This is a genomic window from Stenotrophomonas maltophilia group sp. vghtpe118, assembly GCF_052605195.1.
In genome coordinates this window covers 1,355,713-1,368,469 of the sequence record NZ_CP199672.1, presented here as the reverse complement: position 1 = coordinate 1,368,469, position 12,757 = coordinate 1,355,713, and the positions used below count along the sequence as shown (strand labels likewise).

The following is a 12,757-nucleotide window of genomic DNA, read 5'->3' as shown; positions in this document are numbered from 1 at the left end:
CTACCGCGGGTGCCGGGCGGCAGCCCGGCTCAGACGCCGAATCGCTCGTCGTCTATCGCCATCAGCGGGGCGGCGCCGGACTGGATCGCGGCGGCGTGGCTGAGGGTGCGCGGCAGCACGCGGGCGAAGTAGAACCGCGCGGTCTCGCGCTTGCCCTGGGCGAAGGCGGCGCCGTGCGCGCTGGCATCGGCGGCGGCCACGCTGCGGGCCCACCAGTAGGCCAGCACCACGTAACCCGAATAGAACAGGTAGTCGTAGCTGGCCGCGCCCAGTTCGTCCGGATTGCCGGCCGCGCGCTGGAGCACATCCATCGTCAGCTTGCCCCATTCGGCGGCCTTGGCGCGCAGCGGGCCAATGAACTCGGCCAGCGCTTCGTTGCCCTCGTGTTCCTTGGCGAAGGCTTCGATCTCGGCCAGCATCAGCTTCAGGCCGGCGCCCTGGCTGGACGCGGTCTTGCGGCCGATCAGGTCCAGCGCCTGGATGCCGGTGGTGCCTTCATACAGCGTGGTGATTCGGGCATCGCGGGCCAGCTGTTCCATGCCGTGTTCGCGGATGTAGCCGTGGCCGCCGAAGCACTGCAGGGCGTTGTAGGTGTTCTCGATGCCCCATTCGGTCTGGCAGGCCTTGGAGATCGGGGTCAGGAAGCTCACCAGGGTGTCGGCGCGCTCGCGCTCGGCCGCATCTTCGGCATGGTGGGCGACGTCGATCAGGGTTGCGGCGTGCAGCGCCAGCAGGCGGCTGCCTTCGACCAGCGACTTCACCGTCAGCAGCATGCGACGCACATCCGGGTGGACCAGGATCGGGTCGGCCGGCTTGTCAGGGAACCTTGCACCACTCAGGGCGCGCGACTGCAGGCGCTCACGGCTGTACTTCAGCGCGTTCTGGTAGGCGCGCTCGGACAGGCCGATGCCCTGCAGGCCGACCCCCAGGCGCGCGGTGTTCATCATGGTGAACATCGCCTGCAGGCCCTTGTGCGGCTGGCCGACCAGGTAGCCCTGCGCGCCATCGAAGTTCATCACGCAGGTGACCGACCCCTTGATGCCCATCTTGTGCTCGATCGAGCCGCAGCGCAGTGCGTTGCGCTCGCCGACGTTGCCGTCGCGGTCGACCTTGAACTTCGGGGTGACGAACAGCGAGATGCCCTTGGCACCCGGGGGAGCGTCGGGCAGCTTGGCCAGCACCAGGTGCACGATGTTCCCGGTCAGGTCATGCTCGCCGGCGGTGATGAAGATCTTGGTGCCGGTGATCGAATAGCTCCCATCGGCGTTCGGCTCGGCCTTGGTCTTGAGCAGGCCGAGGTCGGTACCGCAGTGCGGTTCGGTCAGGCACATCGTGCCGGTCCAGCGGCCCTCGATCAGCGGCTTGAGGAAAGCCTCGTGCTGCCAGGCCTCGCCGTGCTGCTTCAATGCTTCGATCGCGCCGTGCGAGAGCAGCGGGAAGTTGCCCCACGCCAGGTTGGCGGCGTTGATCATTTCGTTCAGCGGCACGCCCAGGGTGTGCGGCAGGCCCTGGCCGCCCAGCTCCGGCGAGGCGGTCAGGCCGGTCCAGCCGCCATCGACGAACTGGTCGTAGGCCTGCTTGAAGCCGGGCGGGGTGGTCACTTCACCGGTGGCCTGGTCGAGCACGCAGCCGATCTCGTCGCCGACGCTGTTGAGCGGGGCCAGCACGGTGGCGCTGAAGCGGCCGGCTTCCTCCAGCACGGCATCGACCACGTCGGCGGTGGCGTCGGTGAAGCCCAGGCGGGCGAACAGGGGTTCGACCTTGAGCACGTCGTGCAGGGCGAAACGGAGGTCGGAAAGCGGGGCGGTGTAGCTGCTCATCGGTACGTCTCGATTTGATCAGGGCAGGGGAGAGCGGCGCCGGGCGCCGCCACGAAAGGCGGGTTCAGCGCAGCACGCCGGGCAGGCCGGGGGCCTGGTTGAGGGTGCTGCGGCTGCTGATGTCGAAGCTGCGCTGCTTCTTTTCCTGCGGCGTGGCCGCCACCGTTCCCTTCAGGCCATAGGCCAGGGTGCGGTTGCTGGCCAGCGCATCGGCCACCACCAGGCGCGCGGCCGAGCTGGGCACGAGGTCGACATTGATGACGTCGGCGGAGGTGCCGCCGATGGAGATGCCGGGCTTGGCCTGCAGGGTGCCGGCTTCGTTGTCGCCGACGGTCAGCGCCAGCGAGACGTCATCGAAGGTCATCGGCATCGAGCTGAAGTTCTGCAGGCGCAGGGCCACGGTCCAGTTGCCGTCGGCACGCACGGTCAGCTGCTGCAGGCTGGCCGCCGGTTCCGAAACACGCTTGACGATGCCGTTGTTGCAGGCAACAAGGGCGAGGGTGCACAGGACAATCAAGGCGATACGGAAACGGTGGAGCATGGGCGCAAGTCCTCTGGAGGGGTGCGTTTGAATAAGCATACTACGGCGTATGGTCGTTTGGATCGCCTGTGGCGACCCGTCGCAGAGGGTAGCGCGTGAAGATGGTGGCCGGGCGTGCGCGGCGCCGCGGTTGCGACGCGGTTCAATCGGCGGGCGTATCGCGAAGCGGGGCCATCAGGCGCAGCGGGCGCAGGTCGTAGCCCATGGCCTCGGCTTTTTCTTTCAGCGCTTCGAAGCGTGCGCGATCCATTTCCGGCAGGCGCGAGAGGATCCACAGGTACTTCCGGTCCGGTTCACCGACCAGCGCCCACTGATAGTCCGGATCCAGCGCCAGCACCCAGTAGTCGGCCCAGACCAGCGGGACCCAGCTCAGCCAGTCCGGCGCGAAGCGCACCTGCAACTGGCCGGGATGGCCGGCCACCGCGCGAGCCACGCCTTCGGCGACCACGCGCTCACCGTCGCCGTTGCGGCAGGCGTTGGTGACACTGATGCGGCCATCGCTGCGCAGTCCGTAGTTGGCGGTGATCTCGCCCACGCACTGCTTCTGGAACGAGACCGGAAGATGCGCAATCTCGTGCCACTGGCCGGCGTAGCGATCGATGTCCAAGCGCTCGACCGCGCGCACAGGTTCAGTGGCGATCACCGGGAAAGCGGCCAGCAGCAGGCAGGCGAACAGGGCGGGGCGCAGAGGCATCGTCAGGCTCCAGGCAGGAGTCTGGAGCGTAGGTGCCGCCGCGCATGCCGGTGTAAATGTTTCGTCAACCGGGCGTGTGCGCAGGCGCCGCATCCGCCACTCGTGCAGTGCGCGAAGCACGGACAAAAAAAGACCTGCATCTCTGCAGGTCTCGAAAGATGGTGGCCGAAGACGGAATCGAACCGCCGACACGGGGATTTTCAATCCCCTGCTCTACCAACTGAGCTACTCGGCCAAACTGTGTGGCAATCACGATCAACTGCGATTCCCGAAAAAAAGACCTGCATTTCTGCAGGCTGTCGAACGTGGTGGCCGAGGACGGAATCGAACCGCCGACACGGGGATTTTCAATCCCCTGCTCTACCAACTGAGCTACTCGGCCACGTAGTTCATTGCAGCGAGGTCGCTGCCAAGGACGCGCATATTACGGAGGTCAGCCGCCTACGGCAAGCATTTTGGCAAAAAACCTTCACATTGCCGTCTGCGCAGGCGCAAGTACTTGATCCGCCGTCGCCGAGAGGGGGCGCGCTGGATGCCGATTCAACCGGGCGCGGCGGCGCGGTGATCATCGCGTGCGGCGGAATTCAGCGGGCCACGGTGATCGACAAACGCGGCGTGGCGCGGCCTGCGCGTGGACGGCACCGATACCGGACATGGAACGCTGTTTTCGTGACCGCCATGGGGGAACGCTGCGGCGTAGTGTCGGCGTTCCTTTCCTGATGCTGGCAACAGCAGAGACCGTCGTCATGTCCGACTCATCGACCACCACCCGCATCGTGCTGGCGTCGCGTCCGCAGGGGGCGCCCGCCGCAGCCAATTTCCGCCTGGAGCAGGCCGCGCTGCCGCCCTTGGGCGACGGCGAGGTGCTGCTGCGCAATCGCTATCTCTCACTGGACCCGTACATGCGTGGACGCATGGATGAGGGACCGTCGTATGCCGCGCCGGTGGCAGTGGGGGCTGTGATGGAAGGCCAGACCGTGGCCGAGGTGGTGCAATCCAGGGCTGAGGGGGTCGCAGTGGGCGAACGGGTGCTGGCGCCGGGCGGGTGGCAGACCCACGCCGTGCTGCCGGCCAAGGCGCTGGGCCGCCGCCTGGACCTGGCCGGGCTGCCGTTGAGTACGGCGCTGGGGGTGTATGGCATGCCGGGCTTCACCGCCTATTCCAGCCTTCATGAAATCGCCCGCCTGCAGCCGGGAGAGACGCTGGTGGTGGCCGCCGCAACGGGGCCGGTCGGCGCGACCGTGGCGCAGTTGGCCAAGCTGCAGGGCGCGCGCGTAGTGGCCATCGCCGGTGGCGAGGCCAAGCGTGCCTATCTGCGAACGCTGGGCGTGGATGTGGCGCTGGATCATCGCGCGGCTGATTTTGCCGAGCAGCTGCGCGCGGCGGTACCTGCGGGTATCGACGTGTACTTCGAGAACGTCGGGGGCCATGTACTGGACGCGGTGCTGCCGTTGCTCAACGACTTCGCCCGCATTCCGGTGTGCGGCACCATCGCCACCTACAACAATCGTGGTGTCGCGCAGCCTGGCCCGGACCGCCTGCCGGCGCTGTTCAGCCAGATCCTGCGCCAGCGCCTGACCGTGCGCGGTTTCATCGTGCACGACTTCAAGCACCTGTGGCCGGACTTCGAGCGCGAGATGGCGCAGTGGCTGCGTGAGGGCCGCATCCAGTACCGCGAGGATGTAGTGGAAGGGCTGGAAAATGCACCGGAGGCGTTCTTCGGGCTGCTGCTGGGGCACAACTTCGGCAAGCTGGTGGTGAAGCTGGACTGAGGGCTTGGCCGGTGCCGGACAAGGTCGGCGGCTTGCGGGTCGCGTCAGCCGTTGGCGACCTTTTCCCGGCGCAGCAGTTCGCGCTTGCGTGCCACGCCCCAGGCATAGCCGGACAGGTCGCCGTCGCGGCGCACCACCCGGTGGCAGGGCACCGCCACAGCCAGCGGATTGCTTGCGCAGGCGCGTGCCACCGCGCGGCTCGATCGCGGCGCGCCGATACGCGCGGCGATCTCCGCATATGAGGCCGTCTGTCCACGCGGAATCTGCTGCAGCGCCTGCCATACACGTTGCTGGAACGCCGTGCCGCGGATGTCCAGCGGCAGCGTGGCGCCTCGCGAGGGATCCTCGACCAGGCCCACCACCTGTGCCACCAGTTGCTCATAGCCGCTGTTGGCCCCGACCAGTTCGGCCTGGCGGAAGCGCTGCTGCAGTGACTGCAGCAGCGCTTCCGGATCGTCGCCGAGCAGGATCGCGACGACGCCGGTGGCACTGCTGGCCACCAGCACGCTGCCCAACGAACTTTCGGCAAGCGCGAAGTGGATGACTTCGCCGCGACCACCGGCACGCCATTGCTTCGGCGTCATGCCCAGCAGCTTCGGCGCGTTCTCGTAGAAGCGTCCGCTGGAGCCGAAGCCGGCATCGTGGAAGGCGTCGGTGATGCGTTCCTTCTGCTGAAGTCCGCTGCGCAGGCGATCGGCGCGCAGCGCTGCAGCGTACTGCTTCGGGGTCAACCCGGTGGCCTGCTTGAACAGGCGATGCAGCCGGGTCGGGCTGCAGCCAGCGATGGCGGCCAACGCCTGCAGCGAGGGCTCGTCGAGGCTGGCCTGCAGATGGCGGCAGACCCGTTCGACACGGGCATCGGGAGCGGTGGTGGCGGCGCTTTCCATGGATGGATTCTGGCACGTGCCGGTTCTACGGAAACTCCGTTTCCTGCACCGGGTCGGGAGGCCCGGAAACGGAGTGTCGGCAGGCGAGAGGCGCGGCATCGTGGTGGCCACTCCACAACCGGTACCACCCTCATGCGCCTGAACAACAAGATCGCCCTCATCACCGGTGCCAGTGCTGGCATCGGCCGCGCCAGCGCGCTGCGCTTTGCTGCCGAAGGGGCAAAGCTGGTGCTCAATGCACGACGCCCACAGCCGCTGCTGGTGCTGGCCGAGCAGATCCGCGCCGCCGGTGGCGAGGTGGTGGTGCATGCCGCGGACGTGGCTGATCCGGCCACGGCACCGGCGCTGGTGGAACTGGCCCAGCAGTCATTCGGTGGGTTGGACATCGCGCTCAACAATGCCGGCATGCTCGGCCCCGGTGCACCGGCAGCAGAGTTCCCGGTGGATGCGTGGCGCGAGGTGATGGCCACCAATCTCGATGCCGCCTTCCACGCCGCACGCGCCCAGTTGCCGGCGTTGCTGGCACGCGGCGGTGGCTCGCTGGTGTTTGTCGGCACCTTCGTCGGCCACACCGTCGGCTTCCCGGGCATGGCGGCCTATGCGTCGAGCAAGGCCGGCTTGATAGGCCTGAGCCAGGTGATTGCCGCCGAATACGGCGCGCGCGGCGTGCGCAGCAACGTGCTGTTGCCCGGTGGCACCGATACCGAAATGGGCCGGCAGGCCGCACCGACCGGCGATGCCCGCGACTTCGTGCGCTCGCTGCACGCACTCAAGCGCATGGCCGAGCCGGAAGAGATCGCCAATGCGGCGTTGTTCCTGGCCAGCGATGAAAGCAGCTTCGTTACCGGTACCGCAATGCGCGTTGAAGGCGGCGTGTCGATCACCCGAACCTGAGCGCCGTCACGCGCGAGGCGAGTAGCGGATGCCGCTGCTGGCCATGAATCCCTTCGGGTCGAACCGGGCCCAGGCCTCGCCCCAGCTGAAGCGGGCGTGGCCGCCTGCCAGTTTGCGCCCCAGTGCCGTGGCCAAGGTGCGCCGCATGAAAGCGACTTCGGCATCGATCGCGGCCTGGGTCGGCCAGCCGTCTTCCAGTGTTGCACCGGGCAGATCGACGCTCATTGTCACCATGTCGAGCCGTTGCCCGTGGAAGCCCAGGCTGATGCCAGCGGGCGCACCGCCCAGGCTGAGCCGGTGCAGGCTGAGCCAGTGATAGCCGGTGCCGACATCGCGCTCCCCTCGCACCAGAGGGGCAAAGGCGACGCGCGCTTCGTCCAGTGACAGGGTGGGGCCGATCAATGCGGGCAGGTTGCCGAGCTGGATCCTGCCGTCGGTCGCATTGAGGAGCATCGGCAACGCGTGAGCTGCGTGCTGGGCAGGGGAGGGCATGGAACACAGGTGAGCGTGGTGCCCCGGATTCTGGCCGCGTGGGGCGCTGTCGGCAAGCCGCTTCCTGCACACGATGTTGGCATGGGACTGACCCGCGGCTCACCCGGCAACCTCTAGCGTGGTGGCAACGTTGGCCTGCTGCCGGCGAGGGAGTTTTCGATGAACGAGCAAAGCAGGGATCAGGACCCGAAGCAGGGTATCCAGGAAAGCCGCCAGGACAGGAAGCAGGACGATGTGGCCAAGCAGCGGCCGGGGCAGCGCGATCAACAGGTGCGCGATGCGCACTCGCGCGGCCCGCAACGCAAGGATGGTGACCAGGAGCCGGCCTGAGCCGGAGGCGCTGAAAAGAAAAAACCCGCAGATCATGGCGATCTGCGGGTTCTTCTGAAGAGTGGTGGAGCCAAGGAGGATCGAACTCCTGACCTCGTCATTGCGAACGACGCGCTCTCCCAGCTGAGCTATGGCCCCACGGCAGGCTTTCAGTGTAGCGCCGCCCGCCGCGCTTGCCAAGCGCCCGGCCGGGACGGGGCGGGGACGGGATCCACCGCCGTCCCGGACCGTTTCAGGCCAGGGCCTGCCGCAGCAGGGCGAATTCGACAGAGACCAGGCGTTGCGCAAGGCAATGCCGGGGGCGGCAGCAATGAGCAGTCGTTCCGCGAAGCCGCGACGCCGTAGCGCGAAGCCGTGGCGCCGTAGAAGTAAAGGCGAGAGTTGGTTTCGCAGCGCGCACGCGGGCGACTTGCGAGGGTCGATGTCGCGCTGACCCGGCTGCCAGGAGCTTCGGGATCAGATCCGTTTTCCTTGGGAGAACGGAGCTGACCCCAAGGTGGTGCCGGCGGACTGTGCCGAAACCGCTTGTTTCGCCGGGTTCGGGTGCCGCGCAACGAAATCGTAACAATTTGGGGGATAATGGCCGCTTGCGCAGTTTCCCCCCTTTTTGCCGCCCGGCTCGCGCAGGCCGCACGGACGCCTCCTCAGAGCATTCCATGCCCTCCCATTCCGATTCCCGCCGCCTGTCGGGTCTGTCGTCTTCCTTCGTTTCCTTCCGCCGCCATCCGCTGGCCCTGGCCTGTGCCGGCCTGGCCCTGGTCGGCAGCTTCGGTGCCGCCGCGCAGGACAGCGCGCCGACCCCGACCGGCCTGGACACGATCACCGTGACCGCCGAACACCGTGAGCAGAACCTGCAGGAAGTGCCGGTTTCGGTGGGGGTGGTGCAGGGCGAGCGCATGCGCGACTTCACCGCCGGCGGCGACGACACCCTGCTGGCACTGTCCGGCCGCGTGCCGAGCCTGTATGCGGAAACCACCACCGGCCGCATCTTCCCGCGCTTCTATATCCGTGGCCTGGGCAATATCGACTTCTATCTGGGTGCCTCGCAGCCGGTGTCGATCATCCAGGACGATGTGGTGCTGGAGCACGTGGTGCTGAAGTCCAACCCGGTCTATGACGTGGACCAGGTGGAAGTGCTGCGCGGCCCGCAGGGCTCGCTGTTCGGCCGCAACACCACCGCCGGCATCGTCAAGTTCGACACCCTGAAGCCGACCCAGGACTACACCGGTCGGGTCAACGCCAGCTACGCGACCTACAACAGCGTGTCGATCGACGGCGGCTTCGGCGGCCCGATCAACGACATCGCTTCGTTCCGCGTGTCGGCGCTGTACCAGCACCGCGATGACTACGTCGACAACACCTACAAGGGCCCGAGTGCCGACGGCACGGTCAGCCCGAAGAAGAACGCGATGGGCGGCTTCGATGACCGCAACGTACGCGCGCAGCTGCTGCTGACCCCGAGCGACCAGTTCTCGATCCTGGCCTCGGCCCACGCCCGTGACTACGAAGGCACCTCGACCCTGTTCCTGCGCGGTGCGCTGACCAAGGGCTCGAACAAGACCGACGTGCCGCGCGACCAGGTCGCCTACGACGAAGCCGACAACAACCCGCAGGCCTACAAGACCTACGGCGGCTCGGTGAAGGCGCGCTACGACTTCGGCGCGATCGACTTCACCTCGATCACCGCCTACGAGACCACCTCCGGTTACAGCCGGGGCGACACCGACGGCGGCGCTGCGGTGAACTTCCCGGTGAACGGCGTACCGAACGGCTACGGCCAGTCGATGGGCCGCATCCGTGACCTGGACCAGTGGACCCAGGAATTCCGCCTGGCCAGCCATGACGACAGCGCGCTGCAGTGGCAGGCCGGTGCCTTCTACTTCAACGGCAGCGACACCACCGACTTCTACCAGCGCGCCTGGTTCCTGCAGGGCGCGGCCCGCAACCCGAACAACTGGGTGCGCCTGCGCAACAAGAACACCTCGTGGGCCGGTTTCGGCCAGCTGAGCTATGCCTTCACCGACAAGTTCACCGTCACGGCCGGCCTGCGCCAGACCCGGGACGAGAAGCACACCCGCCTGCTGAAGACGGCTGACACTGCCGCTGGCGTGGTCACCTACAAGGGCCGCACCGACGTCAAGATGTCCGACACCACTCCGAGCTGGGATCTGAGCGCGATGTATCAGATCACGCCGGACGTGAGCGTCTATGCCAAGGTCGCCCGCGGCTTCCGCGGCCCGACCATCCAGGGCCGCTCGGCCGTGTTCAATGCCGACTTCACCACCGCCGATTCCGAGACCATCCTGTCCTGGGAAGCAGGCGTGAAGAGCAGCCTGTGGGACAACCGCCTGCGCTTGAACGCCACCGCGTTCACCTACACCGTCAACGACATCCAGCTCAACGGCAACGATTCGGACGGCAACGGCGTGCTGTTCAACGCCGACAAGGCCAAGGCCTATGGTTTCGAAGCGGACATGGAGCTGCGCCCGATCCCGAACCTGACCCTGAGCGCCGGCCTGAGCCTGCTGCACAGCGAGATCAGGGACAAGCGCGTCTACGCGCAGGTCTGCGGCCTCAACGGCCAGGTGGTGTGCACGGTGAATGACCCGACCATCAAGGTCGGTGCCAACACCTTCGCGCAGATCGACGGCAACCCGCTGCCGAACGCGCCGAAGTACAACGTCAACCTGGCCGCCCGTTACGACTTCCCGGTCAGCGACGCGGGCACCATGTTCGTCTCCACCGACTGGAACAAGCAGGGCTACACCAGCTTCGTGCTGTACGACAGCAAGGAGTTCAACTCCAAGGGTGATTTCGAAGGCGGCCTGAAGATCGGCTACTCGGGCAACTACGGTGCCTACGAAGTGGCGCTGTTCGCGCGCAACATCACCAACGAGAAGAACCTCAAGGGTGTGATCGAGAACTACATGGCTGCGGTCTACAACGAACCGCGCACCGTCGGTGTCTCGCTGAACATGAACTGGTAAGCCTTACCCGTTCGTTTAACGGAAACGGCGCTCATCGAGCGCCGTTTTTCGTTGTCGGGCATGGCTCATCCGTGCTCAGGGTGTGGCGCTGACGCCCTTGCCCAGCGCCGCATCGGACGGCGCACTGGGACCCAGCACCTGCAGCTGCATCGCCTCCATCCGCTCCAGTACCTTGCGCTGCGTGCCGTTGAGGCCGCGCGAGGTAATTGCGATGTGCTTGCGTGCAGCCTCCAACGGCGCGGGTTGGTAGTGCACCCTGAAGCGGCGCAGGGCGCAGCCCGTCAGCTTGTCGACCGGTGCGCAGTCGTTGGCGTTGAAATCGATATCGCCGTCGGCGGCAACAATGAAGGGGCTGAGCAGGATCTGCCCTTCGCGGGCAGTGAAGGCCAGTGGCGCGTGGGCCTTGGCGATGACCGCCTGGATGCGTACGGCAGGGATGTCTTCAGGGACAATCCTGTCATCCCAGTAGCCTTCGGTCGGGCGCGAGGTTTCGTAGTTCTGGGTGCCCCATGCCACGCAGTTGCCGGAGGCCACATGCACCGAGATGCAGACCTGCTGGGAGTGCTGATCGGTCAGGACGCCGGGTGGTACCCAGACCTTCTTCCAGGAATAGAAACGGTAATCGACGTCGGCCAGGCGGGTGGCGCCGATGTCCTTCGATACTTCGTCCGTGGTCCCCAGCGGCTTCAGCTTGGCCACGCGGGTGTTCAGGCGGTAGTTCTCCGCACCGTTCAGCAGATAGGTGCCTGGCGGAATCAGATGCACCTCGAACACGTCCATCAACACCGTCCTCTGCGGGCCGGTTTCCAGTTCGTTGGTGTTGAACAGCTGCACATAGCCCTGGGAGGGAATATCCTCGTGCTGGAAGGACACCCGCGTCGAGAACCCGGGTAGGTCGGTCGAGCGGTTGCCCAGATGAAAGCCGGGGACCGGAGAGCCGACGCCTGGCCCGCCGTTGTGCACGACATATGGGGCCGGCACCAGCACGGCAACCAGACCGTCGCGGGTGGCACCGTCAATGATGTCCACCAGCTTGGCTGTGTTCTCCTTTTCCTGTGCATAGGAAAGCGGTGCGGCCTGCCCGGAGCATGCCAGGCCCAACGTGGTTAGCAGCAGTGCGCAGGCGGTCGCGATCTTGAGGGTGTGCATCGACGTCTCCTTGTCAGTACCGCCAAACCCTAGCACGGCCCCTGCAGGCTTGAGGTGCACGGCGCCGGCGTGGTCCGGCGCCTTGTGCCATCAACGTGCGGGCAGCAACGCCTGCAGCCGCGACTCCAGCTCCTGCTGGCGCCAGCCGGCCAGTGCGGCCGGCCATTGGCGGCGCTCCAGGTAGCTTTCCAGATGCTTGCGCGAGGCCAGCACGCCATCCGGCAGGCCCAGCTCGCGGCTGCGCTCGGCAACGGCGTCCTGCAGCCTCTTCAGTGCCTGCTTGTTGGTGTCGTTGGCGGGCAATGCCAGCGGTGCCTCGGCCTCATCGGCCAGCGGCGTGTCCAGCGCCTGCCACACCGCGCCGGCGAGCTTGCGCGGTGCCTTCGGGAACTGTTCAAACAGCGTGGCCAGCGCGGCGGCATCGGCCGGTGGCGTGCGTGCCAGCGTGGCGGCCAGTTCGTTGTCCAGGATCCAGCTGCGCGGCCGGTCGCTGCTGCGTGCCTGCACATCACGCCAGCGCAGCAGGCGCAGCAGGCGGCGCTGCGCGGGAGCATCGAGAAACTGCGCTGAGCGCATCGCCAGATGCGGCCAGCGGTCCTCGTCATTGGCGACGCTGGCCAGCAGGCGCTCGCCGTCGTCGTGCAGCCACTGCTGGCGGCCCAGCGCCTGCAGCTTGGCATCAATCGCGTCATGCAGCGCGAACAGATGCTCGACGTCGTCGGCGGCGTATTGCAGTTGCGACTCCGAGAGCGGACGGCGCATCCAGTCCGAGCGCGTTTCGCCCTTGGCCAGCGCCACGCCGGTGATTTCCGCGACCAGCTTCTGGTAGCCCATGCCGCCACCAATGCCGGCCAGCGAGGCGCCGATCTGTGTGTCGAACAGCGGTCGCGGCAACACGCCGCAGGTCCACTTGAAGGCAACCAGGTCTTCGCTGGCGCTGTGCATCACCTTGGTGATCGATTCATCGGCCAGCCAGGGCGCCAGTGCCTCGGTCATGCCGGGAATCAGCGGATCGATCAGCAGGATGTCCTGCCCGACCGCCATCTGCACCAGAGCCAACTGCGGCCAGAATGTGCGTTCACGGATGAATTCGGTGTCCAGGCCGATGCGGGCCGGACGCTGCTGGAAGTACGCATCCAGCTCGGCGGGGGTGGTGATCCAGGTTGCCACGGGTCAGGGCCTACTACTCGG

The 12,757-nt window shown here is 66.7% G+C and carries 11 protein-coding genes and 3 tRNA genes; 4 read left to right on the top strand and 10 right to left on the bottom strand.

The genetic code is table 11. The features are described from left to right. Window positions 1-29 precede the first annotated feature (29 nt). From ACUDTM_RS06425 to ACUDTM_RS06405, 5 genes are all read right to left on the bottom strand, one after another. Window positions 30-1,820, bottom strand: a complete 1,791-nt coding sequence (locus ACUDTM_RS06425) for an acyl-CoA dehydrogenase C-terminal domain-containing protein (protein ID WP_438914470.1) — start codon at window positions 1,818-1,820, stop codon at window positions 30-32. 64 nt (window positions 1,821-1,884) lie between these two features. Continuing rightward, window positions 1,885-2,361 carry an NDR1/HIN1-like protein gene (locus ACUDTM_RS06420; protein WP_072169136.1) on the bottom strand — a complete coding sequence of 159 codons (477 nt, stop codon included), beginning with the start codon at window positions 2,359-2,361 and terminating at the stop codon, window positions 1,885-1,887. Window positions 2,362-2,503: 142 nt separating this feature from the next. Continuing rightward, on the bottom strand, window positions 2,504-3,055 hold the full coding sequence (locus ACUDTM_RS06415; RefSeq protein WP_005417806.1) for a lipocalin family protein: 552 nt from the start codon (window positions 3,053-3,055) through the stop codon (window positions 2,504-2,506). Between the two features lie 159 nt (window positions 3,056-3,214). Continuing rightward, window positions 3,215-3,290 (bottom strand) — tRNA-Phe (locus ACUDTM_RS06410). Between the two features lie 71 nt (window positions 3,291-3,361). Beyond that, window positions 3,362-3,437 (bottom strand) — tRNA-Phe (locus ACUDTM_RS06405). A 364-nt stretch (window positions 3,438-3,801) separates the two neighbouring features. Between ACUDTM_RS06405 and ACUDTM_RS06400 the strand changes: the two genes are divergently transcribed. Beyond that, window positions 3,802-4,827, top strand: coding sequence for an NADP-dependent oxidoreductase (locus ACUDTM_RS06400; RefSeq protein WP_088496594.1), 1,026 nt, complete (start codon window positions 3,802-3,804; stop codon window positions 4,825-4,827). Window positions 4,828-4,871: 44 nt separating this feature from the next. Here the strand turns inward: ACUDTM_RS06400 and ACUDTM_RS06395 are convergent, their stop codons facing one another. Continuing rightward, the gene (locus ACUDTM_RS06395) at window positions 4,872-5,714 is read right to left on the bottom strand and encodes a bifunctional transcriptional activator/DNA repair enzyme AdaA (protein ID WP_334271393.1); all 843 of its coding nucleotides are present in this window, start codon (window positions 5,712-5,714) and stop codon (window positions 4,872-4,874) included. Between the two features lie 132 nt (window positions 5,715-5,846). Here ACUDTM_RS06395 and ACUDTM_RS06390 point away from each other — a divergent pair, with 132 nt between their 5' ends. Continuing rightward, window positions 5,847-6,608 carry an SDR family oxidoreductase gene (locus ACUDTM_RS06390; protein WP_072169139.1) on the top strand — a complete coding sequence of 254 codons (762 nt, stop codon included), beginning with the start codon at window positions 5,847-5,849 and terminating at the stop codon, window positions 6,606-6,608. Between the two features lie 6 nt (window positions 6,609-6,614). Here the strand turns inward: ACUDTM_RS06390 and ACUDTM_RS06385 are convergent, their stop codons facing one another. Next, complete coding sequence (locus ACUDTM_RS06385) at window positions 6,615-7,100, bottom strand: hypothetical protein (RefSeq protein WP_072169140.1); 486 nt, start codon at window positions 7,098-7,100, stop codon at window positions 6,615-6,617. Window positions 7,101-7,259: 159 nt separating this feature from the next. On the opposite strand from ACUDTM_RS06385, the gene ACUDTM_RS06380 reads away from it, so the two are divergent. After that, window positions 7,260-7,430 carry a hypothetical protein gene (locus ACUDTM_RS06380; protein ID WP_162838143.1) on the top strand — a complete coding sequence of 57 codons (171 nt, stop codon included), beginning with the start codon at window positions 7,260-7,262 and terminating at the stop codon, window positions 7,428-7,430. 62 nt (window positions 7,431-7,492) lie between these two features. Here the strand turns inward: ACUDTM_RS06380 and ACUDTM_RS06375 are convergent. Beyond that, a tRNA-Ala gene (locus ACUDTM_RS06375) sits at window positions 7,493-7,568 on the bottom strand. Window positions 7,569-8,086: 518 nt separating this feature from the next. Between ACUDTM_RS06375 and ACUDTM_RS06370 the strand changes: the two genes are divergently transcribed. After that, window positions 8,087-10,417, top strand: coding sequence for a TonB-dependent receptor (locus ACUDTM_RS06370; RefSeq protein ID WP_088496275.1), 2,331 nt, complete (start codon window positions 8,087-8,089; stop codon window positions 10,415-10,417). A 75-nt stretch (window positions 10,418-10,492) separates the two neighbouring features. Here ACUDTM_RS06370 and ACUDTM_RS06365 read toward each other — a convergent pair whose 3' ends face one another. After that, window positions 10,493-11,566 (bottom strand): hypothetical protein, encoded by a 1,074-nt coding sequence (locus ACUDTM_RS06365; RefSeq protein WP_164093380.1) that lies wholly within the window; start codon window positions 11,564-11,566, stop codon window positions 10,493-10,495. Window positions 11,567-11,656: 90 nt separating this feature from the next. Continuing rightward, window positions 11,657-12,736: a ribonuclease D gene (rnd, locus tag ACUDTM_RS06360; RefSeq protein ID WP_019660532.1), complete on the bottom strand. Its 1,080-nt coding sequence runs from the start codon at window positions 12,734-12,736 to the stop codon at window positions 11,657-11,659. Window positions 12,737-12,757 lie beyond the last annotated feature (21 nt).

Bases quoted from the DNA above. Each gene is read 5' to 3' on its own strand.
- ACUDTM_RS06425 (WP_438914470.1), bottom strand. From the start codon at position 1,820: ATGAGCAGCTACACCGCCCCGCTTTCCGACCTCCGTTTCGCCCTGCAC.
- ACUDTM_RS06420 (WP_072169136.1), bottom strand. From the start codon at position 2,361: ATGCTCCACCGTTTCCGTATCGCCTTGATTGTCCTGTGCACCCTCGCC.
- ACUDTM_RS06415 (WP_005417806.1), bottom strand. From the start codon at position 3,055: ATGCCTCTGCGCCCCGCCCTGTTCGCCTGCCTGCTGCTGGCCGCTTTC.
- ACUDTM_RS06400 (WP_088496594.1), top strand. From the start codon at position 3,802: ATGTCCGACTCATCGACCACCACCCGCATCGTGCTGGCGTCGCGTCCG.
- ACUDTM_RS06395 (WP_334271393.1), bottom strand. From the start codon at position 5,714: ATGGAAAGCGCCGCCACCACCGCTCCCGATGCCCGTGTCGAACGGGTC.
- ACUDTM_RS06390 (WP_072169139.1), top strand. From the start codon at position 5,847: ATGCGCCTGAACAACAAGATCGCCCTCATCACCGGTGCCAGTGCTGGC.
- ACUDTM_RS06385 (WP_072169140.1), bottom strand. From the start codon at position 7,100: ATGCCCTCCCCTGCCCAGCACGCAGCTCACGCGTTGCCGATGCTCCTC.
- ACUDTM_RS06380 (WP_162838143.1), top strand. From the start codon at position 7,260: ATGAACGAGCAAAGCAGGGATCAGGACCCGAAGCAGGGTATCCAGGAA.
- ACUDTM_RS06370 (WP_088496275.1), top strand. From the start codon at position 8,087: ATGCCCTCCCATTCCGATTCCCGCCGCCTGTCGGGTCTGTCGTCTTCC.
- ACUDTM_RS06365 (WP_164093380.1), bottom strand. From the start codon at position 11,566: ATGCACACCCTCAAGATCGCGACCGCCTGCGCACTGCTGCTAACCACG.